General features: G+C 74.3%; 25 protein-coding genes and 1 pseudogene. 12 read left to right on the forward strand and 14 right to left on the reverse strand.

Annotated features, from left to right (window positions below):
• Positions 1-168 precede the first annotated feature (168 nt).
• From D1J60_RS15880 to D1J60_RS15900, 5 genes and pseudogenes are all read right to left on the reverse strand, one after another.
• Positions 169-822, reverse strand: a pseudogene (locus D1J60_RS15880) (VTT domain-containing protein); the annotation flags it as partial.
• A 153-nt stretch (positions 823-975) separates the two neighbouring features.
• Positions 976-1734 carry a MerR family transcriptional regulator gene (locus D1J60_RS15885; protein ID WP_125821533.1) on the reverse strand — a complete coding sequence of 253 codons (759 nt, stop codon included), beginning with the start codon at positions 1732-1734 and terminating at the stop codon, positions 976-978.
• Positions 1735-1841: 107 nt separating this feature from the next.
• Entirely contained in the window at positions 1842-2360 is a 519-nt protein-coding gene (locus D1J60_RS15890) for a DinB family protein (protein WP_125821534.1), read from the reverse strand.
• A gap of 127 nt (positions 2361-2487) precedes the next feature.
• Complete coding sequence (locus tag D1J60_RS15895; RefSeq protein ID WP_125821535.1) at positions 2488-3945, reverse strand: aldehyde dehydrogenase family protein; 1458 nt, start codon at positions 3943-3945, stop codon at positions 2488-2490.
• Positions 3946-4037: 92 nt separating this feature from the next.
• Entirely contained in the window at positions 4038-4916 is an 879-nt protein-coding gene (locus D1J60_RS15900) for a helix-turn-helix transcriptional regulator (RefSeq protein ID WP_125602646.1), read from the reverse strand.
• A 340-nt stretch (positions 4917-5256) separates the two neighbouring features.
• Here D1J60_RS15900 and D1J60_RS15905 point away from each other — a divergent pair, with 340 nt between their 5' ends.
• Entirely contained in the window at positions 5257-5778 is a 522-nt protein-coding gene (locus tag D1J60_RS15905; RefSeq protein WP_125602648.1) for an ATP-binding protein, read from the forward strand.
• A 111-nt stretch (positions 5779-5889) separates the two neighbouring features.
• Here the strand turns inward: D1J60_RS15905 and D1J60_RS15910 are convergent, their stop codons facing one another.
• Entirely contained in the window at positions 5890-6135 is a 246-nt protein-coding gene (locus tag D1J60_RS15910) for a DUF397 domain-containing protein (RefSeq protein WP_007264886.1), read from the reverse strand.
• Positions 6136-6302: 167 nt separating this feature from the next.
• Positions 6303-8348: an FUSC family protein gene (locus tag D1J60_RS15915; RefSeq protein WP_125821536.1), complete on the reverse strand. Its 2046-nt coding sequence runs from the start codon at positions 8346-8348 to the stop codon at positions 6303-6305.
• A 112-nt stretch (positions 8349-8460) separates the two neighbouring features.
• Between D1J60_RS15915 and tatA the strand changes: the two genes are divergently transcribed.
• Positions 8461-8625: a Sec-independent protein translocase subunit TatA gene (tatA, locus tag D1J60_RS15920; protein ID WP_125821537.1), complete on the forward strand. Its 165-nt coding sequence runs from the start codon at positions 8461-8463 to the stop codon at positions 8623-8625.
• Here tatA and D1J60_RS15925 read toward each other — a convergent pair.
• Positions 8622-9797 carry a DUF2786 domain-containing protein gene (locus D1J60_RS15925; protein ID WP_125602654.1) on the reverse strand — a complete coding sequence of 392 codons (1176 nt, stop codon included), beginning with the start codon at positions 9795-9797 and terminating at the stop codon, positions 8622-8624. The two genes, tatA and D1J60_RS15925, sit on opposite strands and share 4 nt — an antisense overlap.
• 408 nt (positions 9798-10205) lie before the next feature.
• On the opposite strand from D1J60_RS15925, the gene D1J60_RS15935 reads away from it, so the two are divergent.
• The gene (locus tag D1J60_RS15935; RefSeq protein ID WP_125821538.1) at positions 10206-11915 is read left to right on the forward strand and encodes a bifunctional 3'-5' exonuclease/DNA polymerase; all 1710 of its coding nucleotides are present in this window, start codon (positions 10206-10208) and stop codon (positions 11913-11915) included.
• Between the two features lie 27 nt (positions 11916-11942).
• On the opposite strand, the gene D1J60_RS15940 is transcribed toward D1J60_RS15935, so the two are convergent.
• The 5 genes from D1J60_RS15940 to D1J60_RS15960 form a co-directional block, all read right to left on the reverse strand.
• Positions 11943-13181, reverse strand: a complete 1239-nt coding sequence (locus D1J60_RS15940) for a hypothetical protein (RefSeq protein ID WP_125821539.1) — start codon at positions 13179-13181, stop codon at positions 11943-11945.
• A 95-nt stretch (positions 13182-13276) separates the two neighbouring features.
• Positions 13277-13810, reverse strand: coding sequence for a SigE family RNA polymerase sigma factor (locus D1J60_RS15945; protein WP_125821540.1), 534 nt, complete (start codon positions 13808-13810; stop codon positions 13277-13279).
• A gap of 56 nt (positions 13811-13866) precedes the next feature.
• The gene (locus D1J60_RS15950) at positions 13867-14385 is read right to left on the reverse strand and encodes a GNAT family N-acetyltransferase (RefSeq protein WP_241253287.1); all 519 of its coding nucleotides are present in this window, start codon (positions 14383-14385) and stop codon (positions 13867-13869) included.
• 78 nt (positions 14386-14463) lie between these two features.
• The gene (locus D1J60_RS15955; RefSeq protein WP_125821541.1) at positions 14464-15681 is read right to left on the reverse strand and encodes a serine hydrolase domain-containing protein; all 1218 of its coding nucleotides are present in this window, start codon (positions 15679-15681) and stop codon (positions 14464-14466) included.
• A gap of 117 nt (positions 15682-15798) precedes the next feature.
• Positions 15799-16740, reverse strand: coding sequence for a ScbA/BarX family gamma-butyrolactone biosynthesis protein (locus D1J60_RS15960; protein WP_241253288.1), 942 nt, complete (start codon positions 16738-16740; stop codon positions 15799-15801).
• Positions 16741-16857: 117 nt separating this feature from the next.
• Here D1J60_RS15960 and D1J60_RS15965 point away from each other — a divergent pair, with 117 nt between their 5' ends.
• A complete protein-coding gene (locus D1J60_RS15965; RefSeq protein ID WP_125600364.1) occupies positions 16858-17466 on the forward strand; it encodes a ScbR family autoregulator-binding transcription factor in 609 nt (202 codons plus the stop codon).
• Entirely contained in the window at positions 17463-18428 is a 966-nt protein-coding gene (locus D1J60_RS15970) for an NAD(P)-dependent oxidoreductase (protein ID WP_241253289.1), read from the forward strand. Before D1J60_RS15965 ends, D1J60_RS15970 begins: the two co-directional genes overlap by 4 nt.
• On the opposite strand, the gene D1J60_RS15975 is transcribed toward D1J60_RS15970, so the two are convergent.
• Positions 18425-19012 carry a TetR/AcrR family transcriptional regulator gene (locus D1J60_RS15975; protein ID WP_125821543.1) on the reverse strand — a complete coding sequence of 196 codons (588 nt, stop codon included), beginning with the start codon at positions 19010-19012 and terminating at the stop codon, positions 18425-18427. The genes D1J60_RS15970 and D1J60_RS15975 overlap by 4 nt on opposite strands.
• Before the next feature lie 368 nt (positions 19013-19380).
• On the opposite strand from D1J60_RS15975, the gene D1J60_RS15980 reads away from it, so the two are divergent.
• The 7 genes from D1J60_RS15980 to D1J60_RS37275 all read left to right on the forward strand — a co-directional run bounded on the left by D1J60_RS15980 (position 19381) and on the right by D1J60_RS37275 (position 26040).
• On the forward strand, positions 19381-20391 hold the full coding sequence (locus D1J60_RS15980; protein ID WP_125821544.1) for a transposase: 1011 nt from the start codon (positions 19381-19383) through the stop codon (positions 20389-20391).
• A gap of 46 nt (positions 20392-20437) precedes the next feature.
• On the forward strand, positions 20438-21181 hold the full coding sequence (locus tag D1J60_RS15985; protein WP_125600355.1) for a class I SAM-dependent methyltransferase: 744 nt from the start codon (positions 20438-20440) through the stop codon (positions 21179-21181).
• A gap of 9 nt (positions 21182-21190) precedes the next feature.
• On the forward strand, positions 21191-21895 hold the full coding sequence (locus tag D1J60_RS15990) for an ABC transporter ATP-binding protein (protein WP_125821545.1): 705 nt from the start codon (positions 21191-21193) through the stop codon (positions 21893-21895).
• A complete protein-coding gene (locus D1J60_RS15995) occupies positions 21892-23682 on the forward strand; it encodes a DUF6297 family protein (RefSeq protein WP_125821546.1) in 1791 nt (596 codons plus the stop codon). Before D1J60_RS15990 ends, D1J60_RS15995 begins: the two co-directional genes overlap by 4 nt.
• Positions 23679-24788: a class V lanthionine synthetase subunit LxmK gene (gene lxmK / locus D1J60_RS16000; RefSeq protein ID WP_125821547.1), complete on the forward strand. Its 1110-nt coding sequence runs from the start codon at positions 23679-23681 to the stop codon at positions 24786-24788. The genes D1J60_RS15995 and lxmK overlap by 4 nt, the downstream gene beginning before the upstream one ends.
• Before the next feature lies 1 nt (position 24789).
• Positions 24790-25755 carry a T3SS effector HopA1 family protein gene (locus D1J60_RS16005; RefSeq protein WP_125821548.1) on the forward strand — a complete coding sequence of 322 codons (966 nt, stop codon included), beginning with the start codon at positions 24790-24792 and terminating at the stop codon, positions 25753-25755.
• A gap of 135 nt (positions 25756-25890) precedes the next feature.
• On the forward strand, positions 25891-26040 hold the full coding sequence (locus tag D1J60_RS37275) for an LxmA leader domain family RiPP (RefSeq protein ID WP_007264905.1): 150 nt from the start codon (positions 25891-25893) through the stop codon (positions 26038-26040).
• The last annotated feature ends 48 nt before the right edge of the window (positions 26041-26088 follow it).

A 26088-nucleotide genomic window follows, 5' to 3' on the forward strand; every position in this document is an offset into this window, starting at 1 on the left:
CGCGGCCCCGGATGCGCGTACGCCCCGGGGACGGGGACGTCTCCGGGGCGTACGGGGTGGTTCCAGGGGCTCGGCAGGGCCGGGGCGCCCGGCGGGGCCTCAGCGCTTGGCGTGGCGGCCGCGCTGGCCGGGGGCCGGCGGCTGCTGCTGGTCCTGCTGCGGGTAGCCGGGCTGCGCCGGACCGGCGGCCGCCTCGGCCTTCTTGGTCTTGCGGGCCTTCAGCACCTCGAAGATCACCGGGATCACCGAGATCAGCACGATGCCGATGAAGATCGGCTCGACGTTCTTCTTAATGACCTCGAACTGGCCCAGCTGGTAGCCGAGGACGGTGACGCCCGCGCCCCAGAGGACACCGCCGATGATGTTGAAGGTCAGGAAGGTCCGGTACTTCATGGCGCTCGCCCCGGCCACCATGGGCGCGAACGTGCGGATGATCGGCACGAAACGGGCCAGCACGATGGCCTTGGGGCCGTGCTTCTCCATGAAGTCGTGCGCGGCGTCCAGGTTCTCCTTCTTGAAGACCTTGCTGTTCGGCCGGTTGAAGAGCTTCGGGCCGAAGAACTTGCCGAGCAGGTACCCCACCTGGTCGCCGAGGATCGCGGCGGCCGCGATCATCGTGCAGACCAGCCACAGCGGCTGGCTGATGTCGCCGCTGGCGACGAACAGGCCCGCCGTGAACAGCAGGGAGTCGCCGGGCAGGAACGCGAAGAAGCCCGATTCCGCGAAGACGATGACCAGGATGCCGATCAGGCCGAAGTGCCCGATCAGGTACTCCGGGGACAGCCACTCGGGGCCGAGGGCAAGCGTGTAGAGGGGTTCCACGTTTCCGGGCTCTCCTGGATCAGGGGGACGTCTGCGGTGGGGGACGAGACTTGGCAGGCGGTCTCAATTATGAACGCACACCGCCCCCACCGGGTTCCAGGGACCGGAGGGGGCGGGAGGCGTGGAGGTTCCGCTACGCCTTGCTACGGGCGGCTACGCGTTGCGCACGGCGTTCGCCGTGATCGCGTCCCGCAGGTGCTCGGCGACGCCGGGACCCATCGAGTCGTAGTACGCCTTGAAGCGCTCGTCCGCGACGTACATGTCACCGAGGCAGGTGTGCATCTCGTACGGGCAGTCGTAGTACCAGTGCCCGATGTGCAGCCGGTGCTCCTCGGCCATGGCCATGGCCGCCTCGCCGTCCGCCGGCTCGCCCGCCGCGACCAGCGCCGCGTACCGCACGCCCCAGTCGGCGGACTCCTCCTGGACGCGCTTCCAGTCGTCCTTCGTGTAGCCGGCGGCCCGGCGCTGCGACTCCGCGTAGGCCTCCGTGCCGCCCCAGCGCTCCTCGGCCTCCTGCGCGTACTGCTCGGGGTCCTTGTCGCCGAAGACCTCGAACCGTTCCTCGGGCGTGAGGTTGATGCCCATCTTGTTCGCCTCCATGGCGTGCTCAACGGCCTTGGCCATCTGCTGGAGCCGACCGATCCGCTCGGACAGGAGGGCGTGCTGCCGGCGCAGGTGCTCCCTCGGGTCCGCGTGCGGATCGTCCAGCAGGACCGCGACCTCGTCGAGCGGGAAGCCGAGCTCCCGGTAGAACAGGATCCGCTGCAGCCGGTCCAGGTCGGCGTCGTCGTAACGCCGGTGTCCCGCGCCGCTGCGGCCGCTCGGGGAGAGCAGCCCGATCTCGTCGTAGTGGTGCAGGGTGCGCACCGTGACTCCGGCGAAACCGGCGACCTGGCCCACGGAGTAGCCCATCGCCTTCCGCTCCTTCCGGTGGGGTACGCCCTCCACTGTGGTTCCTCACGCCGCGTGAGGTGCAAGCCCGTGTCCCGGGGAAAGCCGGGAAGCCGGGACCGCCGGGGTCAGCCCATCGCCTTGGTGCCGTCCAGGCTCTCGCGGATGATGTCCGCGTGACCCGCGTGCCGGGCGAACTCCTCGATCAGGTGCAGGAGCATCCAGCGCATGGAGACCTTGCCGTTCTCGGGGAACCACGGGGCCGGCGGCAGCGGGAACGTCTGGTCCAGGCTGGGCAGGTCGGCGACGAAGGCGGTCAGCTCCTCGGTCACCCCGTCCCAGAAGGCCTGGACCGCCGGAATCGTCTCCTCGCCGGTCAGCCGGAAGCCCTCGGAGTAGTCCTCGCGGGCGCCGGCGACCTCGTTGTCCCGCTGCTGCGCCATCCGGAGCCAGCCCAGCTCCACCTCGGCCACGTGCTTGAGCAGGCCGGACAGGGACAGCTCACTGGCGCTCGGGCGGCTGGCGGCCTGCTCCTCGGTCAGACCCGCGACCGCCTCGCGCACCGCCGCGCGCTGGGACTCGATGAAGGCGAGCAGGGTGCCGCGCTCGTCGCCCAGGACCTCACCGGAAATCTCCGCCATGACCATCCACCTCTTCGTCCCCTGTGCGGGGGCTCTCCCCGCTGACAAGGAACACGCTACGGAGCCTTGCGGTCAGGTTCTGTCCGCAACCCCGCTCTGGGTGGAAAAGGTCAGAAGCTCTGGGTGGAAAAGGTCAGAAGGGGAACTGGGTGCGGCCGTGCTGGACCGAGATCCACTTCTGGGTGGTGAAGGCCTCCACGGTGGCCTCACCGCCGAGCCGGCCCAGACCGGAGGCCTTCTCGCCGCCGAAGGCCGAGAGGGGCTCGTCCACGATGGTGGAGTCGTTGACGTGGAACATGCCGGTCTCGACCCGCCGGGCGAAGCGGACGCCCCGCTCCACGTCGCGGGTGTGCACCGCGCCGCTGAGCCCGTACGGGGTCGCGTTGGCCAGGCGTACGGCCTCCTCCTCCCCGTCGAAGACCACCAGCAGGGCGACCGGCCCGAAGATCTCCTGCCCCAGCAGCGGGGAGTCCTCGGGGAGGTCGGTGAGGACGGTCGGCTCGACCAGGTTGCCGCGCGTAGATCCCCGTACGAGCGCCCGTGCCCCGGACTCGACGGCGCGGTCCACGAGCGCGGTGAGCGCGTCCGCCTGGAAGGAGTTGATGAGCGGGCCGATGTGGGTGTCGGCCTCGCGGGGGTCCCCGGTCTTCAGGGCGCGCACGCGGGCGGTGAACTTCTCGGTGAACTCCTCGGCCACGCTCGCGTCGACGAGGATCCGGTTGGCGGCCATGCAGACCTGGCCCTGGAAGACGAAGCGGCTGAAGACGGCCGCGTCCACCGCGTAGTCGACGTCGGCGTCGTCGAGGACGACCAGGGCGCTGTTGCCGCTCAGCTCGAGGACCGTGCGCTTGAAGTGGCGCGCGGCGACCGAGCCGACGTGGCGGCCGGTGCGGTCGGAGCCGGCGAAGGAGATGACCTTGGGGACGGGGTGGGTCAGGATCGCGTCGCCTATCTCGGCGATGTCCGTGACCAGCACGTTCAGCAGTCCGGCCGGCAGGCCCGCGTCCTCGAAGATCTTGGCGATGATCCCGCCGCCGGCGACCGGGGCGTTCTGGTTGGGCTTGATCACGACCGCGTTGCCCAGCGCCAGCGCCGGGGCGACCGACTTCAGGGTCACCAGGAAGGGGAAGTTGAAGGGGCTGATCACCGCCACCACGCCGACCGGGAGGCGCTGGACCCGGTTCTCCTTGCCGGCGACGGGCGAGGGCAGGATGCGGCCGTCGGGGCGGACGGCGAGCTGGACCGCCTCGCGCAGGAACTCCATCGCGAGGTGGACCTCGTACTCGGCCTTGGGACGGGTCCCGCCGAGTTCGTCGATCATCGCCTCGACGATCTCCTTGTGGCGCTCCTCCGTGATCCGCAGGGCGCGCTCCAGGACGGTGCGTCTCGCGTAGGGTCCGGTGGCCGCCCAGTCGCGCTGGGCCCGCTCGGCGGCGCGGTAGGCCCGGTCGACCTGCTCGACGGTGGCCACGGTGACGGCCGCGAGCTTCTCCCCGTTGTAGGGGTTGACGTCGATGATGTCCCACGAACCGGTGCCGGCCAGCCATTCGCCGTCGATGTACTGGTGAGCCAGGTCGGTGAATATGGACATGCCATCCCTTACTGCGAGCGCGCACCCTTGCGCTGCACCGGAGACCGATCGGTCATCTTCATGCACTGATCAGACGTCATAGTACGTGCGGTTCAAGACAGTTGGAGGAGTCCGCGCAGGAGATCGCGGGTCTGTCCCGGATCCGGGCAGTCGGCCTGGAGCCGTTCCATCGCCCGCGCGTACTGGGCCACTTCTTCTTCTTTGTCCAGGTAGAGCGCGCTGGTCAGCTGTTCCAGATAGACGATGTCCTGGAGGTCGGACTCGGGGAAGCGCAGCAGGGTGAAGGCTCCGCTCTCTCCCGCGTGTCCGCCGAAGGAGAAAGGCATCACCTGGAGCCGCACGTTGGGCCGCTGGCTGATCTCGATGAGGTGTTCGAGCTGACCGCGCATCACGTCCCGGTCGCCGTAGGGGCGGCGCAGCGCGGCCTCGTCGAGGACGGCGTGGAAGACGGGGGCGTTCTCGGAGACCAGCACCTTCTGGCGCTCCAGGCGCAGCGCGACGCGGCGGTCGATCTCGGCGGCGCTCGCGCCGGGCATGCCGCGGCGCACGACGGCCTGGGCGTACGCCTCGGTCTGGAGCAGGCCGTGGACGAACTGGACCTCGTAGATGCGGATGAGGGAGGCCGCCCCCTCCAGTCCGATGTACGTCTGGAACCACCCGGGCAGCACGTCGCCGTAGCTGTGCCACCAGCCCGCCGCGTTCGCCTCTCGGACCAGGCCGAGCAGGGACTCCCGCTCGGCGCCGTCGGTGACCCCGTAGAGCGTCAGGAGGTCCTCCACGTCCCTGGCCTTGAAGCTCACCCTTCCCAACTCCAAGCGGCTGATCTTCGATTCGGATGCGCGGATCGAGTAGCCGGCCGCCTCACGGGTGATGCCGCGGGATTCTCGGAGTCGCCTGAGCTGTGAGCCCAGGAGGATGCGGCGCACCACAGAACCGCTGGCTTCTGCGGTCACTAGTACTGCCCTCCCCATCGCAATGGTGTGCGCGTGGTGTGCGCGTGCCTCGTCGGGACCCCCGTACCCCGGTGCCGCAGTCTGCCACCAAAACGCATCGGCCCGTACTCGTTCTGTAACGGAATCCGGCGTCCCGGAAAAGAAGTCCGTAAGTATGCGTAGGAAGAAATGAGCAAGAACCGTCACGTGAGTGGACGGGTCGGGCGCGTGCACGTGCATCTGCCCTTGCATCCGGCTTCGGCATTCGGAACGATGGTGCCGCGCACCTGCGTGCTCTTCGCGCCGGCGCGGGACCCACCCCGCAGTTCTCTTTGGACGGAGCCGCCCGCTTCGCCCGCGAATCCCGGGAGTGCCTCGCATGGGGACGAATGGATCGGTCATGCTCGAGCCGTTACGGCAGGGGCTGCCCCCGGTCGACCCCACGGCTGTCTCCGGTTCCGCCTCCTGCGCCCTGCCGGCCCGTTTCGACGCGGTGCGCGGCGCCCGCTCCTTCACCAGGTCGACCCTCTCCCAGTGGGACCTGGACAACCGCTTCGACGACGTCTCGCTCGTCGTCTCCGAACTCGTCACCAACGCCCTGCGCCACGCCCTGCCGGACGAGGCGCGGCCGTCCGGCGAACCGGAGGCGCCGGTACGGCTGCACCTGATGCGGTGGAGCACGCGGCTGGTGTGCGCGGTGCGGGACCCCAGCGAGGACCGGCCGGGCGGATCCTTCGCGCCCGAGCGCACCGACGAGAACTGCGACCTGGAGTCGGGGCGGGGGCTGTTCCTGGTGGACGCCTACAGCGACAGCTGGGGCTGGCACCCGCTCGCGGGGCGGCTGACCGGCAAGGTGGTCTGGGCGCTGTTCATGCTCCAGGACCCGCGCTCCGGGGCCTGAGCCGCCGCGCGCCACGCCCCCGGGGCGCTCTTTCGGACCACCGGCCGGGACCGATCACTGCGATCGGTCCCGGCCGGTGCACGTGCATGGCGTGATCTTTGCGCCGTTCCGTCAGCCGACCAGGTGGTCGAATTCGCCGTCCTTGACGCCCGCCAGCAGCGCCTCTATCTCGGCCGGCGTGTAGACGAGCGCCGGTCCGTCGGGAAAGCGCGAGTTGCGCATGGCGACATCGCCCCCGGGCAGTCTGGCGAACTCCACGCAGGATCCCTGCGAGTTGCTGTGTCTGCTCTTCTGCCAGGTCAGCTCGTACAGGGAAGTGAGTTCTGCAGCTGCCATCCCGTTGTACGCGTGGTCCACAGGAAGCCCCCGATAGCAGATGTCAACTGCACCGGATCATAGCTGTGTTCACCACCGCATGCATGGGCAGATGCACGTGCACGCGGGGTGTTCCGACCGTCACTGTTGATCACCATTGGTGGCGGTTCAGGACCCCGGCACTCCGTTTCACCGGCGCGGGGCCCTGGTCAGGGGCGCAGTGCCTCCGACGCCTCCTCGAGCGACTCCCGCAGCTGGCCGGCGGCCCCGCGCAGCACGCCCGGACCGGAGGCCTCCCAGTCCGCCAGCAGCTCGCGCACCCCGTCCCACCGCGGGACCCCGCCCTCCCGCACCGCCTTCGCCCCCGCCCCGGTCGCCTCCCGCACCGCCCGCGCCAGCTCCGCGGCCCCCGGCACCGGCTCGCCGTCGTGGTCGGGGAGGTGGGCCTCCAGCAGCATCGCGCCCCGGCCCAGCGCCGCCAGCGCGTCCCCCGCCCCCTCGGCGGCCGCCCGGGACAGGCCCCGGTGGCGCACCGGCTCACCCTCCGCCCGCGCGAGCGCCTCCTGCCAGGCGAGCCGGGCGTCCCGGACCTCCAGCAGCGCCTGACGCACGTCCGCGCGCCGGGCCCCGGCAGGGTCGGCGTACTGCTCGAGCACGGCCGCCGCGTACCGCCCGTCGGCGGCGAGCCAGTCGGCGAGGCGGGTGCGCAGCCGCGGGGTCTCCCAGGCCGGGTAGAGCGCGTACGCCAGCATCGCGAGGACCCCGCCGACGAGGGTGAGGGCGATCCGGTCGGGCACCGTCTGGTCCCAGCGGACGCCGCCCATGCCGAGCAGGAAGACCACGTACGCGGAGGCGAAGACCTGCGTGACGGCGTACCCGGTGCGCATCAGCACGTACATCAGGCCCGCGCTGACGACGGCCAGCAGCCCCGACAGGTACATGCCCGGCTGCGCCAGCTGCACCACCGCCGTGGCCGCGCCCACCCCCACGAGGGTGCCGCCGAAACGGGCGACGGCGCGGGACCAGGTCTGGGTGAAGTCGGGCCGCATCACCATCACCGAGGCCATCGGCGCCCAGTAGGCGTGCCCGAACGGCAGCGCGTGCCCCACGAGGTACCCCGCGCACGCCGCCGCCGTCACCCGCACGGCGTGCCGCAGCACGGGCGAGCCGGGCCGCAGCTCGGCCCGTACGGCCTTCAGCGCCAGCGGCACCAGGGCGGGCACGGTGGGCCGCAGCATGGCCTCGGCGGGGTCGGCGGTGCGCCCGGAGCCCGGTTCGGCCGTCTCCAGTACGTCGTCCAGCAGGGCGGCGAGCCTGCGCGCGGCCCGTAGCGGCGCGCCGGTGAACACCTCCGGCAGGTCGGGCGCCTTCAGCACGGCCAGCGCCGGCGCGGGCAGGCGTACGGGGTCCCCGTGGCGGATGGCGTGCGCGGCGGCGTCCAGCACCGCCCCGGCGGCGTCCAGCAGCTCCCGCACCCGGTCGCGGGCCGGCCCCTCGGCGGGGGCGCCGACGGCCGGGTCGGCGAGGGAGGCCAGCACGGGCCGGACCCGCTCCGCGAGCCCCCGGGCCCCGTGCAGCTCGGCGGGCCGCCGCCGGGCCTGCCGGACGGTGACGGCGGCCGCGTCGCGGGCCTTCATCAGCGGCTCGGGGTCGAAGGAGCTGACGGGGTCGTGCCGCAGCCGGCGGGCGTAGTCGGCCTCGGCGGCGAGGGCGTCGGCCAGGGCGTCGCGCCGGGCGCCCCAGCGGCGGACCGGGAACAGCACGATCAGCAGGGCCTGCACCACCCCGCCGGCGGCGATCATCGCGGCGTGCCCGGCCGCCTGCGGGACGGAGGTCGGCAGGGTGACGGTGACCAGCATGATCGCGACGTTGCCGGAGGCGATGATCCCGGCGGTGGGCCCGGCCGCCCACATCAGCCCCGCCGCGAAGGACCAGACGGCGAGCATCGGCAGGAACAGCCCGACGTCGGCGGACCCGACCAGGTACCCGGTGAAGGTGGAGACGGCCAGGGTCAGCCCGGAGGCGAGGGCGAGTACGGGACGCGGGCGCCAGCTCTGCTGGAAGGTGGCCACGGCCGCCATGAACGCCCCGAACGCGGAACTGGCCGCGGCGCCCGGCCCGAGGAGCGCCAGCCCGGCGGCGATGACGACCGCGAGCCCGACGGCGGCCCGGAGGGCGACGAGGGGCTCCAGGCGGGTCCGCTCGACCTTCATGCCCGCGCGCGCGGTGTCCCTCAGCGCGCGCAGCCAGCTCATGGCGTCGAGCGTAGCCTTTCGTACCGGCTTTTCAGGTTTCCTTCAGGTTTGCGGAGTACGGGGGCGCCCCTGTTCCATGGGCCGCACCCGCTACGCGAAAGGGGGGCACCCGATGCTCCGCAACGGCCTCGAACCCTGGCACCTGTTCATCGTCCTGGCGGTCGCCCTGCTGGTCTTCGGCTCGAAGAGGCTGCCGGACATGGCCCGTTCGCTGGGCAGGTCCGCCCGCATCCTCAAGTCGGAGGCCCGCGCCCTGCGCACGGAGGACACCCCCTAGGGCAGGGACGGGCGCCGCCCGCCGACGTGGGCGGCGTCGGCCGCCGCCGTGCCGTCCTCCCAGCCCGCGTGGTCGGTGGCGCCCCGCAGCCGGGTGGTCGTGGTCCGGGGGAACATCTCCTCGGCCCGCGCGCCGACCGCCACGTCCCGGGCGACCAGGGCGGGCAGGTAGTCGGGGGCCTCGGTGGCCGTGTGCTCGGCGGTCTCGGCGAGCCGGCGGCCGAGACGGCTGGCGTAGGCCAGCAGGAAGGACTGCCGGAAGGTCTTGGTCCGCTTGCGCCCGCCGGCCCGCTGGGCGGCCTCCGCCCGGGTCATGGCGGCCGTGCCCTGCACGAGCAGCGAGGTGTACAGCAGCTCGACGGCCTCCAGGTCGCTCTCGAAGCCCACGACGGTGGAGAACTCGAAGGCGCCGTTCCACACCGCACGGCAGCGGTTGGCGGTGGCCACCGCGTCCAGCAGCACCGCCTTGGCCTCCTCGTACGGGGGCTCGACCCCGATCCGGCAGGCGCCGGGCACCTGTGCCGGAGCACCGCCACGCACCGCGAGCAGCGCCTCGTCCACCGTGTGCCGGGCCATCAGCTCCTGCGCCTTGGCGCTGAGCGCCTCGGCCTCCTCGGGGTAGGTCGTCGCCTCGGCCTTCGCGAGCAGCGCCCGGATCCGCCCGAGCATGCGGGGCTCGATGTGCGCGTGCTCCGCGAGGTCCCCGGCGGGGTCCCCGGGCACCGGGCCCACCGGCTCGATGGACGGCAGCCGGACCAGCAGCCGGTACAGCTCCAGGACGGCGGTGGCCAGGGTGAACCGGTCCGCCCGCTCGCGGCGCGCGAGCCGCTCGGCGTACTCCTCGTCCGCCGGCCACCACACCTGCGCCGCGCCCCACCCCTCGGGCAGCCGGGCGTACCGGCGGGCCTCGGCGGCGATCACGTCCCCGGCGACGGCGAGGTGCACGGCGTCCAGGTCCCGGCGCACCAGCCGCAGCACGTCGGCGGGGCGCCACCCCCGCTCCCACGCCTGCCGTACGTACGCCTCCCCGCGCGCGAGCAGCTCCCGCCCGACCCCGCCCCAGGCCGCGCCGTCGGCGGCGAGCACGGACGCCCCGACGTCGAGCCCGGCGTCGTCCTGGGCGTAGAGGGCGGCCGCGAAGGCCCGGTCGACGGTCTCGGCACTCTGACTCACCCCTTCAGCTTTGCATGCCGTTCCCGACGCGGGTCGGGGCGGTTCCCGTGGCCGGGGCGGGTGGGCCCGTGCGGCCGGCTGTGCCGCTGCGCGGGCTGCTCCCCTCCCCGCCCTTCACCCGTTCTCGCCTCAGACGCCGACGGGGCTGGGGCGCTGGCGCTGCGCGCCGGGCGCGGCCCGGGGGCCGGCGCTGCGCGCCGGTGCGGGTCAGCGCACGGCGCTACCGCGCCCGCGCCTCAATCGCCGGCGGGGCTGATTTCAGCCCCGCCGGCGATTGAGGCGCGGGGGCCGGGGCGGAGTCCCGGGGAACGGGCGAAGGGCGGGGAGGGGCCGGCCCCGCGCAGCGGCGCGCCGACCCGCCCGGCCAGGGCACCGGCACTGTCAGACCCCGGTGGGACACTCGCACCCGTGAGCGACCACCCCACCACCCCCTGGGCCCTCGCCGAGACCGCCGGCGGCCAGTGGCACGCCACGCCCCTGCACCCCGGTGCGGAACGCGTCACCACCGCCACCCCCGCGGAGGCGGTCCGCTGCGCTCCCCCCGGCACCCGCTGGATCTGGCGGTCCACCGCCGCCGTGTACCCCCGCGTCCTCGCCGCCGGCACCCGCGTCGAGCGGTGCTACGACATCGAGGACGCCGAGCTGCTGCTCCTCGCCCACGAGGGCCGGTCCGGGGAACCCCGTTCGGCGGCGGCGGCCTGGGCGCGGCTCAACGACGCGCCCGTCCCGCCGGATCCCCCGCAGCGCGCCGCCGAGCCCGCGCGGGCCGCCGCGCAGGACTCGCTCTTCGACGTCGACCCCGGGGCCACCGCGCCGCTCCCCCTCGACGCCCTGCTCGCCGTGCACGCCGACCAGGCCCGCCGGATCGCCGCCACCGCGCACCCCGACCGGCTGCGCCTGCTCACCGCCTCCGAGTCGGCCGCGTTCCTCGTCGCCGCCGAGATGCACCGGGCGGGCCTGCCGTGGCGGGCCGACGTGCACCGGGCCCTGCTGACCGAGCTGCTGGGCGAGCGCTACGCCGGCGGCGGCGAGCCCCGCCGCCTCGCCGAACTCACCGACGAGATCTCCGCCGCCTTCGGCCGCCGGGTGCGCCCCGACCTGCCCGCGGACGTCATCAAGGCCTTCGCGCAGGCCGGGATCCGGCTCGGGTCCACCCGCCGCTGGGCGATCCAGGAGATCGACCACCCCGCCGTCGCCCCGCTGCTGGAGTACAAGAAGCTGTACCGGATCTACACCGCCCACGGCTGGTCCTGGCTGGCGGACTGGGTCCGGGACGGCCGCTTCCGCCCCGAGTTCATCCCCGGCGGCACCCTCACCGGCCGCTGGGTCACCAACGGCGGCGGGGCCCTGCAGATCCCCAAGGTGATCCGCCGCGCGGTCGTCGCCGACCCGGGGTGGCGGCTGGTCGTGGCCGACGCCGACCAGATGGAGCCCCGGGTGCTGGCCGCGATCTCCCGGGACCCGGCGTTCATGGAGGTGGCCGGGCGCCCCGAGGACCTGTACACGGCCGTGTCCCGCCAGGGCTTCTCCGGCGACCGGGACAAGGCCAAGATCGCGGTGCTGGGCGCGGTCTACGGCCAGACCTCCGGGGACGGCCTGAAGAACCTGGCCGCGCTGCGCCGCCGCTTCCCCCGCGCCGTCGCGTACGTGGACGACGCGGCCCGCGCCGGCGAGGAGGGGCGGCTCGTACGCACCTGGCTGGGCCGTACCTGCCCGCCGCCGGTCGGCGCCGCCGAGGCCGACGAGGCCGGGATCCCGCAGGAGCCGGGGCAGGAGCGCGCCGACTCCGAGGAGACCGGGTGGACCCCGTCCTACGCCTCCGCCAACACCCGCGCCCGCGGCCGGTTCACCCGCAACTTCGTCGTGCAGGGCAGCGCCGCCGACTGGGCCCTGCTGATGCTGGCGGCACTGCGGCAGGCCACCGCCGGGATGCGCGCGGAGCTGGTGTTCTTCCAGCACGACGAGGTGATCGTGCACTGTCCCGCCGAGGAGGCGGAGGCCGTCGTCGAGGCGGTGCGGGCCGCCGGGGACCGGGCGGGCCGGATCACCTTCGGGGACACCCCGGTCCGCTTCCCGTTCACCACGGCGGTGGTGGAGTGCTACGCCGACGCCAAGTGAGCCCGGCCCCGCCCCCGTCGGGGGCGGTCAGCGAGCGCCGGCGTCCTTCCAGTGCCGGTTCAGCGCGACCTCCCTGACCTGCTCCAGGGTGAGCGCGGGGGTGGCACGGCTCGCCGGGCCCGTCTGCTTGGGGGCGTTGTACGCGGAGACCGTGATCCGCCTCCCGTCGGGCCGCAGGGTGTCCACGGACCAGCGGACCACGCCCGGGGCGTTCTCGCCGGCCGGGCCCTGCGTCACCTTCGCGCGGACGCCGTCGGCCTGCGCGGTGGCGTCGGCGGGGAAGCCGGTGCCGCCCCTCTGGACGCGGAGTTCGACCAGGGAGCGGCCCTTGCCGTCGTCGAGGACGACGTAGCCGTAGCCGCCGTCGCCGCCCCTGTCGGCGACGGGGATCTCGGTGCCGCGCAGCAGGGTCGCCAGGAACATCTCCGCGTCCTCCTCGGGGCCCTTGGCGGAGCCGCCCTCGGCGGGTGCGGGCGGCAGGTCCTCCAGGGCCGGGCGCCACTTGTCCGACAGCACCAGGGCCTTCATCAGGTCCATGGCCAGCGGAGGTTCGGCGCGGGTGGGGCGGGCCTGCTTGCCCTGGGGCGCGTTGTACTCCGAGGCGTCGAGGAGGTGGCCCTGCGGGGTGGCGAGGGTGGCCCGCCAGTCCTTCACCGATCTGCGGGAGTCGTCGTAGTCGTAGGACTGGATGAGCAGGAGCCGGGAGCCGTCGGGCAGCTTCTCCTCCTTGCAGGAGTCGAAGGCCACGTTCTTGCGGTCGGGGCAGGTGGTCATCTCCCTGGCCATCGCGCCGGCCGGGTCGATCCGGGTGAGCAGGACGCCGATGCGCGCCTGTCCCTTCCCGTCGTCGAGGAGTCCCGCCGCCATGGGGGCCTGGTCGTCGGTGCCGCGGCTGTCGGACGGTGTGAACTGCCCGGCAGGGAGCAGGGACTTCAGGATCTGCGACATCTGCGCGGCGGTCACCGCCCCGGTGCCCGGCCGTTCCCGCGAGCCGTCCACCGGCGGCCGGGCCGGTCCCCGGCTGGGCAGGGCGGGTGCCGAGGCGGCCTCGCCCCGGCCGTCGCCCCCGATCAGGCCGCCCGTCCAGGCTCCGGCCGTACCGACCAGGGCCAGGGCCAGTACGGAGCCCCCGGCCACGGCGGCCCGGCGGCGGGCCACGAGCCGGCGGCCGCGCCGTTCGCCCGCCGCCGCCAGGGCCTGGGGGTCCGGCGTGAAGGCGGCACCCGCGCTCCGGAGGGCTTCGCCGAGCTCGTCTTCAAGGGGCATGGGGGGCATGCGGAACCAGACCTTCCACTTGGTGGGCGGGGAGAGGGACAGGGCGGGGGGGGGAGGACGGCGCCGGGGAGGGCGGCACCGGGGCCTCAGTGGCCCGCGAACTCGGCGAGGCTGCCGCCCAGCTGCCCCCGCAGCCGGGACAGCGCCCGGGAGGTCCGGGTCCGTACGGCCGCCGAGGTGACCTTCATCGCCTCGGCGGTCTCCTCGACGCTTCGGTCCTCCCAGTACCGCAGCACCAGCACCGCCCGGTCCTTGGGCGCCAGCCGCCCCAGCGCCTCCAGCAGCGTCAGCCGCAGCGCCGGATCCGTACCGCCCGCCACCGGCTGCGCGCCGCCCCGCGGCCCGTCGGCGCCGGGGAACTCCCCGAACGGGCGCTCCCCCGCCGAGCGGCGGCGCTGGTGCGTCAGGAAGACCCGGACCAGCACCGTCTGCGCGTACGCGGCCGGATTCTCGATGCGCGAGATCCGGCCCCACAGCAGGTACATCCGCCCCAAGGTCTCCTGTACGAGGTCCTCGGCGAGGTGGGTGTCCCCGCTGGCCAGCAGACAGGCCGACCGGTACAGATGACCCGACCGGCCCGCCGCGAACTCGCGGAACCCGTCTCTGCGACCCTGCCGCATGCACTCCCCCTCGCGTCCGTCTCACCCCATCGACGCGACGGCCCCCGGGAAATGTTTCAGCCGAGGTCGTGGAAGTACACGTGGAACTCCTCGCGCACGAAACCCTCGGACTCGTACAGCCCCTGCGCGACGAGGTTGTCGTACGCGGTCTCCAGCTGCACCCCCGCCACCCCGGCCTCCCGCGCCCGGCGCAGCACCTCGCGCAGCAGCGCCCGGCCCGCACCGGTACGGCGGCCGGCCGGGGCCACGTACAGGTCGTTGAGGATCCACGCCGTGCGCAGGGTGAGCGAGGAGAAGGCCTGGTAGACCTGCGCGAACCCGACGGTGCCGGGGATCCCCGGCGCGTCGGCGAGCAGGACCAGCGACTCCCCCCTGGCGATGCGCTCCGCGAGGAACTCCCGCGGAGCGCCGGCGTCCTCGACGCCCACCTCGTAGAAGTCGAGGTAGCCGCGGAAGAGTTCCGCGGCCGTGTCCAGGTCCGCCTCCCCCGCCACCCGGAGCACGACCCCGGAGCCCTCGTCCGTGACCGTGCCGCCCGCGCCGTCGCCGCCCTGGGTTTCCGCCTTGCCGAACATGCTTCTCTCCTCGATCCGTTCGCGCGCCGGCGTCCATTGTGCGCGGGCGCGGGGGAGCGGGGTCCGGGGGAAGGCGCGTCAGTGCCCGGTGACGGGCTGGGCCGGCAGGGAGAAGACGTGCCGCGGAGTGACGGTCCTGGTGATCGCCTCGCCGAACAGCGTGCTGGGCTCGTTGCCCTCGTGGGCGACGTCCGTGTTCAGCATGACCACCAGCGTCGCCCGCGACTGCGGGAGGTAGACCACCAGGTCCTGGTAGCCCGGCAGTGATCCGTTGTGCCCGATCCAGCCCTGGACGTCGAAGACGCCCAGGCCGTAGCCGGCGCCGGGCAGCGCCTCGACCACCTTCAGCCGCTGCGCCTGGGTGGCGGGGGTCAGCAGGGTGCCGGTGGCCAGGGTCTTCGCCCAGCTCCGCAGGTCGGGCAGGTCCGAGATCATCGCTCCGGCCGCCCAGCCCCAGGAGGGGTTCCAGTCGGTGGCTTCCTCGGTCTTCCCCGAGGCGGTCTGGTCGGTGTAGCCCTGCGCGTGCGGCTCCGGGAACCGCGCGTCCGTGGGGAAGAGGGTGTGGTGCAGCCCGGCGGGCCCGGCCACCCGCTCCTCGACGTACCGGTTCAGGGGGATCCCGCTCAGCTTCTCCACCACCAGCCCCAGCAGGATCGTGTTGGTGTTGCAGTAGTCGAACTCCGCGCCCGGCTCGAACAGCACCGGATGCCGGAAGGAGTACGACAGCAGCTCCTGCGGGGTGAAGGGGCGCCGGGGATCGGCCGTGAGGGCCTTGAAGAACCCCTCGTCCTCGGAGTAGTTGTAGAGCCCGCTGCGCATCCCGGCCAGTTCGCGCAGGGTGATCCGGTCGCCGTTCGGCACGCCCGCGACGTACTTCCCCACGGGGTCGTCCAGCCCGGCCCTTCCCGCGTCGACCAGCTGGAGCAGGGCGGTGACGGTGAAGGTCTTCGTCACGCTGCCGATCCGCTGGTTCACGTCGGCGCGCATCGACGCCCCGGTCGACTTGTCGGCGGTCCCGAAGGCCCGTACGTACTCCCCCTTGCCGGGGGCGGAGAGGGCGACGACCACGCCCGGGACCCCGGTCTCCTCGAGCACCTTCCGGACGGCCTCGTCCAGCCGGGCCGCCACGGCGGGCGTGAGCCGCGGGAACTCGTCGGACGCGGGAGCGCCGACGGCCACGGGCGCCGCGGGCACCGGGGCCTCCCAGGTGTAGCCGGCCCCGACGCCGACGGGGACCACCACCAGACCGACCGCGGCCGCCCCCACCGCCGCGCCGCGCCACCGCCGTCTCGTCATGCCCGGCCTCCCGCTGCCGTACGTCCCTCCACGCTAGTCCCGCCCCCGGCGCGCGGGCGACCGGGGGCGGGGGGCGGTGCGGGAGCGGGCGGCCGGGCGGACCCGGCGGCGGCCCGGTCAGGGGGCGGGCGCGACGGTGACCTCGGCCGTGAAGGCGGCCTCCCCCTCCTGGACGGCGTCGACCAGCAGGGTCCCCGGGGACGATCCGGGGGACGTGGCGGGCCGGGCCTCGATCAGGCAGGGCGAGTCGAACTCGACGTAGCGGTGGAAGGTGACGTCCATCGACGTCGGCAGCACCGGCTGCGCCGAGGGGTGCACGGCGTGGGCGGCCTGGCGGGCGGCTTCCAGCAGGACCATGCCGGGGACGTGGTCCACGGGGTGGTCGAAGAGGACGGGGTGGGCGGTGTCCACCCGCAGGGGCCAGCGGCCCGGGCCCTCCTCGCGGCCGAGCACGACGTCGCGTACGTTGTCGCGGCCCACCAGCGCCGGGGCGAGGGGTGCGACCGGGCCGGGCACGGCGGCGAACACCCGCCGGACGTCCGAGCGTTCGGCGCGCACCCGCCGGTAGACGGCGGGGGCGATGCAGCCGAAACGGGTGTCGGCGACGGCGATCTGGACGCCGTCGCGGAAGACGGCGATGTCGAGGGAGACCGCGGCGGGGATGCCCCTGCGGAGGCTGAACTCCGAGCAGGTGACGCGCAGTTCCAGTTCGGCGGGCGTCCAGCCGACGTGCAGCGCGTGCGGGTTGAGGGCGTAGCCGAACCGCGACCAGCTCAGCTGGTGGCCGAGCGGGGTCCCGTACGCGGTGTGCAGCAGCAGCGGAAAGGTCTGGCGCACGGTCTCGCAGAGCATCAGCGGATCGTGCAGCCCCGCCGTGGCGGTGTAGAAGCTGTGGCTGCGCGGCCACTGGGCGGTGATGGTGAAGTCGTGGGTACCGGTGCGCCGCCAGCCCGTGAGGAAGACCTCGCAGTGGGCGGCGCGGTGGACGTATTCCCTGGGCACCGTGGTGGTCAGCGCCGGCGCTCCGGCGGATATCGGCCCATGGGCGGTGACGAGCATGTTCCCCCTTGCGTGCACTTGCGTGCGTGTGCGGCCCCCGCGCTGACGGTCGACGGCGGCCACTCCGTAAAATAGAGAATGTTCGTTTTGTTTGTCGAGTGGCTGGTGGTGTGATCCATGGCGGGGTTGAAGCAGGACCGTGCGTTGAGGACGCGGGAGGCGATCCTGCGCGCCGCGGCCGAGACGTTCGACGAACTCGGCTTCCACGGCGCGAGCATCAGCATGATCATGGGGCGGGCCGGGGTCACCCAGGGCGGCATGTACTTCCACTTCGCCTCGAAGGTGGAGCTCGCCCGGGCCGTCATGCTCGCCCAGGGGGACTACGTACAGCTCCCGCCGGGCGAGGACGGCCTCCAGCGGCTGATCGACATCACCTTCCACGTGGGCCGGGAGCTCCAGGAGAACGTCCTGTTCCGGGCCGGCGTGCGGCTCGCCGTCGAGCAGGGCGAGTTCGGGCTCCAGGACGACACGGCCTACCAGCAGTGGGTGGAGCAGTTCCACGCCCTGCTCGTCGTGGCGCGGGAGCGGGGCGAGCTGCTGGCGGGGGTGGACGAGCGGGAGTTCGCGCAGGTCCTGGTCGGCGCGTACAGCGGCACGCAGCTGTTCTCGCAGATCGCGACGGGGCGCGTGGACCTGCTGGAACGGGTCGCCGCGCTGTGGAAGTACTTCCTGCCGTGCATCGCCACGCCGCAGACGCTGGCCCAGCTGCGCGCCACCCCCCGGTGAGCCCGCTGCGGGTGGTGCTCACCGGCGCGACGGGCTTCATCGGGGCGGCGGTGCTCCGGGAGCTGGACCGCCGGCCGGACGTGTCCGTGCGGGCCGTCGGGCGGCGGCGGCCGCCGGGGGCGGGCGCGGCCGGAGGGGCCGAGTGGGTGCGGGCGGACCTCGCGCGGCCGGGGTCCGTGGCCGGGGTGTGCGAGGGCGCGGACGTACTGGTGCACCTGGCCGGGGTGGTGGGCGCGGACGAGGCGCTGTGCGAGGCGGTCAACGTCCGTGGCACGGCCGCCCTGATGGCCGAGGCCGTCCGGGCCGGGACCGGCCGGGTGGTCCACCTGTCCACGGCCGCGGTGTACGGGCCCGGGCCGCACCGGGGCGCCGCCGTCGGCGAGCTGGAGCCGGCTCCGGTGTCGGCCACCAGCCGGACCCGGCTGGCCGGGGAGGCGTACGCCCTGGCGGCGGGAGCCGTCGTCCTGCGGCCCGGCCTGGTGCTGGGCGCCGGGGACCGGTGGGTGGTCCCGGCCCTCGCCGAGCTCGTGGAGCGGGTGCCCGGGCGGTGGGACGGCGGCCGGGGCCTGCTCAGCGCGGTCGACGTCGGCGACCTGGCCCGGCTCCTCACCGCCCTCGCGGTCCTGCCGGGGGACGGCGGGGCGACGGCCGGGCGGGTGTTCCACGCCGGCCATCCCGTGCCCGTGCGCAGCGGCGAGCTGCTGGCGGAGCTCGCGGAGCTGGGGGTGCTGCCGCGGGTGCGCGCCGACCTGGCGTGGGAGGAGTGCCTGCGCCTGCTGCGGGCCGCGCCGGGGGCCGTGAGCGAGCGGCAGTTCGCCCTGCTGGCGCGGGACCACTGGTACCGCAGCGACGAGGTGTGGCCCCTGGCCGCCTGCCCCCCGGGCCCGGGCCCCCTGGCCCGGCTGGCAGCGGCGGCGCCCTGGTACCGCGAAGCCGTGGGGCGGCCCGCGGCGGCGGCCTAGCCGGGGCCTATGCCGTCCAGGACGAGGAGCCAGATGGCCTCCAGCTGGTCCAGGGCGGCGCCCTGCCCGTCCGGGTACGCGCCGCGCAGGGTGGCCTCGGCGCCCCAGAGCAGGTGCGCGACCAGGGCCGTCACGCCCGCCGGGTCGGCGGGGGCGTGCAGTTCGCCCCGGTCGTGGGCCTCCTGGGCCAGCCCCGCCACCGCGGGGTGCCACAGGGTGGTCCAGTCCTCGACGTCGGGCAGTTCCCGGGCCAGGTGGGCGCTCGCGCGCACGGTGACGTCGTCCCGCAGCAGGCGGGCAAGCTCCAGCAGCAGGCTCCCGAGGTCGTCCAGGGCCTTCCCGCCGCCGCGGCGGCCGGCCGCGTCTTCGAGCGCCGACCGCACCGCCGAGCACCCCTCCTCCGCGACGGCTTCGGCGAGTTCGGCCTTGCTGTCGAAGTGGAAGGTGACGGCGCCCATGGAGACGCCGGCGACCTGACTGATGGCCTTCAGCGACGTGCCGCCGTATCCGGCGCGGTAGAACTCCGAGGCGGCCGCCCGCACCGCGGCGTTGCGCGTCCGGACCGCCCTCTCCTGCTTCACCATGTCTCTCCGATGTCGCCGCACCCGGACGAGCCGCGCGTGGACGCCGGACACGGGTGCCGTGAGCGCGGTGCCGTGCGCGGGTGGATTGCGCGGGTGCTGTGCGTGGGTGCTGTGCGTGGGTGCTGTGCGTACGTACGTGGATGTCGTGCGCCGGCGGTCACCCCCGCGCCGCCCGCGGTGGCCAGCCTGCGAAACACCGGGCCGTCCGGCAAGGCCTAGTTGCCAAAAACGCGCCGGATTCGGGGCGGATCTCGAACCACGAGACACCTGACGCCCCGTCAGCACGCCCCCTCCGGCCGACTTGCCGAAGTAGTCCGCCGGTGTGGATCAAGCCTGGAAAAAAACAGAACGTTCGCTATTGTTTTTGCATGATCTCAGTGTTCGCCGAGGCCACCTTCGGCAGCCTCCGCCGGACCGACCAGCGCCGATGGGCCGAGGTGTACCTGCGCGGGCTGCTCGGCACGTCCGGCAAGAAGACGGTGCGGCGGCTCGCCGCCGCCGTATCGGACCGGGAGACGGCCTTCCAGTCACTCCACCAGTTCGTCAACGCCAGCCCCTGGGACTGGGAACCGGTCCGCCGGGAGCTCACGCGCTGGGCGGAGGAGCACACCGCTCCCCGCGCCTGGGTGCTCGACGACGTGGTCCTGCGCAAGCGCGGCGACCACTCGTGCGGAGTGCACCGCCGCTACAGCCCGGCCGACGGACGTTCCGTCAACGGCCAGGTCGGCACCGGAATGTTCCTGGCCGGCGACCACGGGGCCCTGCCGGTCGACTGGTCGCTGTACCTGCCCGAGTGCTGGATCGCGGACCCCGCCCGCAGGCGCCGGGTCCGCATCCCCGACGGCATCGGCCACCGCTCCGCCGAGGAGCAGGCACTCGGCCTCGTGGACGCGCTGGCCGCGGCCACCCGGCTGCCCGCCGTCCCGGTCGTGGCCGACGCGTCCTCGCGCCCCGGCGCGGAGGCGTTCGTCCGCGGCCTCGCCCGCCGCGGCCACGACTTCGTGGTGGCGGTCCCCGGCCACCTGCCCCTCGCCCGCGCCACGACGGCGCTGTCGGGGCCCGTGCGCGCGGACCAGGAGCGGCCCGCGTACCGCGCCTTCGCCACCCGCGGCCGCGCCGGCCGGCCCGCCGAGCGCACCTGGATCACCAACATGCCGCACGCCCGGACCGAGGAACTGCTCGCGCTGACCCGGACCCTGGGCCTGGCACGGGAGGCCGTGCGGTACATGGAGAGCGATCTCGGGCTCGGCGACTTCGAGGGCCGCTCGTTCCCCGGCTGGCACCACCACATGACGCTCGTCTCGGCCGCCTACGCGTACAGCAGGCGGGCCCAGGCGGACCTCCCGCACCACCTCGCCGCCCTTCCCGCGGCGGCGTAGACCGACCACCGCAGACCACCGCACACCCCTTCCGAAAGGGAAACCCATGGATTCCGCCACCACGTACGACGCCCTGGCCGATGTCTACGACCTGATGTACCCGCCCGCCTCGCCGGACATATCGGACGCCGTCGCCTTCATCGCCGACCTGGCCCCGGAGGGCGGCCGCGTCCTCGAACTCGGCGTGGGCAACGGCCGCATCGCCATCCCGCTCGCCGAGCGCGGCCTGACGGTGCACGGCATCGACGGCTCCGAGCAGATGCTGGAGAAGCTCGCGGCACGCGACCCCGAGGGGAAGGTCACCACCACGGCCGCCGACTTCACCACCGGCGGCACCGGCGAACAGTTCGACGTGGTGTTCATCGCCCTCAACACCTTCTTCGCCCCGACCACGGCCGAGGCCCAGGTCCAGTGCATGCGGCGGATGCGCGAGCAGCTGGCGCCCGGCGGCCGCGTGGTCATCGAGGCGTTCGAACCGCGCGCCTTCCACCAGCAGGAGGGCGAGAAGACCAGCACCCGCTACCTCTCCCCCACCTCCGTGATGGTCGACAGCACGCACGTCATGCGCGACCGGCAGCTGATCCTCGTCATCCACACCGTCGTCGACGGCGGGGTGCCGCGCCCCACCCAGGAGGTCATCCGCTACGCCTGGCCCACCGAGATCGACCTCATGGCGCGCCTCGCCGGCCTGCGGCTGGTGGAACGCCTCGGCGGCTGGCGGGGCGAGTCCTTCGACGCGAACAGCCACCGCCACGTCTCCGTGTACGAGGCCTTCGAAGACCCGAAGTAGGCACCGCACATGAAGGCGACCCGGAAGGCGACGCGCAAGGCCGCTCCGATCAGGAGCCTGCTCCGGCTGACCGACGTCAGCCGCAGTTACGGGGACCGCAGCGTACTGCGCGCGGTCACCATGGAGCTGGCGTCGGCGCGGTGCACCGTACTGGTGGGGGACAACGGATCGGGGAAGTCCACCCTCCTGCGGCTGGCGTGCGGCCGCGAGCAGCCCACGTCGGGCGAAGTCCGCTTCGACGGCGAGCCCCTGCACGAGGACTCCCCCCGCACCCGCGCCCGGGTGGCCACCGTGATGGAGGCCGGCTCGGCCTATCCGGACCTGACGGTGCGCGAGCACCTGATGCTGGTCGCCGTCGGCCACGGACTCGGCCGCCGCGCGGGCGAGACGGTCGACCGGGTGCTGGCCGACCACCGGCTGGCCGGCCACGCCGGGTCCCGGCCCTCGGCGCTCTCGTCGGGGCAGACCCAGTCCCTGCTGCTGGCCTCCGCGTTCGTACGGCCGCACGACCTGCTGGTGCTGGACGAACCCGAGCAGCGGCTGGACGCCCGGGCCCGCGTGGAGCTGGCGCAACGGCTCACGGCCCACAAGCGGCGGGGGGCGGCGATCCTGCTCGCCACCCACGACGACGGGCTGGCGGCGGCCGTGGCCGACCACGTGCTCACGCTGGAGGACGGACGGGCCACCGTGGCCCCGGTCGGGGGGAACCGGTGAAGACCGACCGCACCCCCCGCGACACGGACCGCACCACCGGCACCGGCAGCGGCGAAGGCACCGGCACCGGCACCGGCACCCGCAGCGGTACCGACACCGACCTGCGCCGGCGCACGGACGAGACGCTGGCGTTCCTGCACGAGGCCCGCACCGCGACGCGCCTGGGCAAGCGCAGGAGCAACGCCTTCGTGCTGTACTGCGTCGCCCTGGGCACGGCCTTCTGGCTGGTGCCCCTGCTCATCGCCGCCGCCGGGGCCGGCCGGCGCGGGGAGTGGCACGGCAGCACCTCCGGCCACCTGCTGGCGGGCCTCCCCCTCGCCGTGCCCGCGCTGCTGACGCTGGTGGTGGTCCACGCCGCCCGCGGCGCCGTCTGGCGGGGCCCGGTGCTCGTGGACCTGCCGACCGTCTCGTGGCTGCTGCCCCTGCCCGTCCTGCGCGGTCCGCTCCTGCTGCCCCGGCTCCACGCCGCCGCGCTCCGCGCGGCCGCGATCGGCCTGGCCTGCGGCGGGGTGCTGGGCTACCTGCTCTCGATCGCGGGCTCCGCCGCCTGGCTGCCGCTGACCGCGGCGGGCGCGTGGGCCGGCACCGCCGCGGCGCTGACCGCGGTGGCCGCCGGGCTGCTCGTCGAACGCCACGACCGCGCCGTCGCCCGCAACGCCGTCCGGTTCCAGGGGATCACCTGGACACTGGCGGCGGGCTCGGCGGCGCTCTGCGCGTACGCGTCCCTGCGCGGCGCCGGCGGCCCCGCCGGCACGCTCGCCCTGTGGTCCGGCCCCTGGGGGTGGGCCGCCCAGCCGCTCGTCGCCGCGGCCGGGCACCCCGCCCCCGGCTGGCCCGCCGGGGCGGCCCTGTCCGCGGCGTTCACGCTCGCCGCGCTGCTGTTCGCCCGGCGCGCCACCCCGGACGTCCCCGAGGAGGCCCTCCGCGCCCGCGCCACCGTCGCGTCCCGGGTCTCCGCGTCCGTGTACTCCCTCGACCTGCGCCAGGCCCGTTCCGCGGCGCGCGCCACGCGGGGGCAGCGCGCCAGACCGCTGCTGCGGCTGCCCGTACCCCGCAGCCGGTGGCTGATCGTGCCCTGGCGCGACGCCACCGGACTGCTGCGGGCCCCGGGGCGGCTGCTGTGGGCGGCCCTGTGGGGCACCGCGGCCCTCGGCCTCGGCGCCGCCGCCCACCACGCCCGGCCCGACGGGCAGGCCGCCCTGTGCGCGGCCGCCCTCGTCGCCGAGTACCTGGCGGCGGCGCAGCTCACGGAGCCCGCCCGGCTCGACAGCGACGACGCCCGCCGCTCCGCCAACCTCCCCTGCTCGTTCCGGGACCTCGCGCTGCGGCACGCCTGGGTGCCGTGCGCCCTGCTGCTGGGCTGGCTCGGCGCGGGCACCGCCGCGGCCTGGTCCACCGGCCGGGGGACAGCGGCCTTCGCGGTCCTGGTGGCGGCGGTGCCGGCCATGGTGGCCGCCGCGCTGGTCAGTTCGTACCGCGGGCCGGTCCCCACCCACCTGCTGGTCGGCGCGGAGACCCCCATGGGCAACACCGCCGCGCTCCAGACCGGGCTCTGGTACGCGCGCGGCCCGCTGGCCGCGCTCGCGCTGTGCGCCCCCGCGCTGGTCACCGCCGACCGCGCCCGCGAGGCCGGCGCCGGCCACATCGGCTGGCTGCTCCTGGTGGGCGCGGCGGGCCTGTGGTGGGCGCGGCGCACCGCCCACCGGCTGCACGGCGCACCGCCGGGCCGGCCCCCCCGACACGCGGGCAGAAGACTGCGCGCCTACCTCATCACAAGGCTGAAATGACCGACGATCTCGCCACCACACCCGCCGTGCAGGCCCTCCTGGAGCGGCTCGGGCTCGGCCTGCTGCCGCCCCCGAAGGGCGACGGACCCACCGGCCGCAACCGGAACGCGGCCGGCCGGACCACCACCGGCCGCGCCGTCTTCGTCAAGCAGCTGGACGCCCGGCAGCCCGACGCGGCCCGCCGCTTCCGCCGCCAACTCGCCTACGAGGAGACGGCCACGGCCCACCCCGGGGCCCTCGCCTCGCCGCGGTGCCTGGGCTGGGACGCCGACGAGCTGCTGATCGTCTTCGAGTGGCTCGAAGGCGCCCGCTCCGGCTCCGACCTGGCCGCCGACGAGGAGTTCGACGACGAACTCGCGCGCCGGGCCGGGGAGATGATCGGCGCCCTGCACTCCCTCCCGCCCCGGGCCCTGCCCGCCCGGAGTGCCGCGGCCGCGGAGCCGGACCCGATCCTGCTCCCCCCGCTGGAGTTCTTCGACGCGCTCCCGCTGGCCTACCACACCCAGGCCAGCGGGGCCTCGCTGGAGGCCTGGGGGATGCTGCAACGCGACACCGAACTCGCCGGCGCGCTGCGCCGGCTGCGCGCCGAGGAGGCGGCCGCGCCGACCGCCCCCGTCCACGGCGACCTGCGCCTCGACCAGTTCCTGCTGCACGGCGGGCGGCTGCGCCTGTGCGACTGGGAGGAGTTCCGCAGGGCCGATCCGGCCCGGGACGTCGGCGCGTTCGTCGGCGAATGGCTGCACCGCGCCGTCCTCGACATCCCGTCGAAGGACGCGGAGCTGAGCGGCCCCGCTCCGCAGCTCTCCCACCAGGACGTCGTCGAGCGCGGCGTGGCCGAACTGAACCGGCTGCGGACGCGCAACGTCGCCTTCTGGGAGGGCTACCGGGCGGCCACCGCGTCCGCCCCCGCCGCGTCCGCCGCCCACGACCCCGGCCTGCCCGTCCGGGCCACCGCCTTCGCCGGCTGGCACCTCATCGACCGGATGTTCGCCTCCGCCGAGCAGCGGCCGCGGCTCACCGCCCTCGACCGGGCGGCGGCCGGCATCGGACGCTCCGCCGTGCTGCACCCCGAGAAGTTCACCACCGTCCTCGGCCTGGAGGCTTGAGATGGACGCCTTCCCCCACCTCGCGGAACTCCTGTCGGACGTGCGCGTGCACCCCGGGACCCGCGGCGCCCGCGTCGGCGACCGCGACATCACCGCGGACACGGCCGGCCGGCTCCGCCAGAAGCTGATCACCGCGCTCTACGAGACGTTCCACGTGGGCCACGCCTTCGCCGAGGAGCGGCCCCGGACCTACCGGGACCCGCTGTTCGAGGAGCTGCTGGGCGCGGCCACGCCGCACGACACGACGATGGCCGCCGCCCGCCTCGACGGCGACGGCCTGGTGCTGGTCGACGGGGTGCGCGTACGCGTGCCCGAGCCGGACGTGGTGGGACCGCGGGTGCGGATGCCCGCCCGGCGCCCCGGCCTCTCACCGGGCTTCTTCCTCGTCGACGGCTCCCGCGGGCACTCGTCCCGGCGGCCGCTGCTGCGGGTGTACGTCCACCTGCGCACCCCGGAGGAGGCCGTCCGCACCTGGGGAGAGGTGCTGCGCGCGCTGGAGCGCGACGGGGTGCCCTACCGGGCCAAGGTGACCTCGTCCCGCCGGCTGTTCCCGCGCAGGGACGGGCTGGTGGTCTACCTGGGCGAGGACGCCTGGCACGGCGCCTCGGTCGTCGCGGACGCGGTACCGCGGCCCGACGCGCCCCGCCTGACGGCCCCCACCTCCTCCTTCGCCCGGGAACTGGCTCCCGGGATCGCCATCGCCTGGGAGCCCGAGGACACCCGGCCGGGCATGCGGGGGATGAGTTTCGGGCAGCACCGCGCCGCCGCCGTCGCGGACGCGCTGCTGGCGCACGCCGCCGGGTCCGGCCGCACCCTGGACGACTGCCTGCGGGAGCAGCTGACCGCCGCGAACATCGACCACGAGGCGTTGTACAGGAATGCGAATTCGCCCCGACTTCCCGAAGTCGCGCATTCGACTTCCCGAAGTCGCGCCATTCCGGAGCGGAATGGAGGGCAACCTTCCTAAGTCGCAGCCGAACCCCGTGACGCGGCCCACAGATTGATCTCCGGAGCTCCGGAAGATGATCTACTGAGAAACGTCAGAAGGGCGGGGCCCGAACGGGAAACCGCTCATCGAATTCTTTATCAAGGGGGAATCCACATGGACTCCATGGACCTCATCGCCGGTTACGCCGCCTACACCACGCCGGAGGAGCTCGCCGCTTCCGAGGCCACCGACGCGCCGGCCATCACCACCACGGTGACCTCGTCGGAGATCTGCATCACGATCACCGTCGGCTGGGGCTGCTGACCTTCAGCGCCGATCCGCCAGTGGCCCGGGCCCGTCCTTCGGACGCCG

The sequence above is a fragment of the Streptomyces sp. W1SF4 genome, assembly GCF_003950035.1.
Lineage (GTDB): Bacteria > Actinomycetota > Actinomycetes > Streptomycetales > Streptomycetaceae > Streptomyces > Streptomyces racemochromogenes.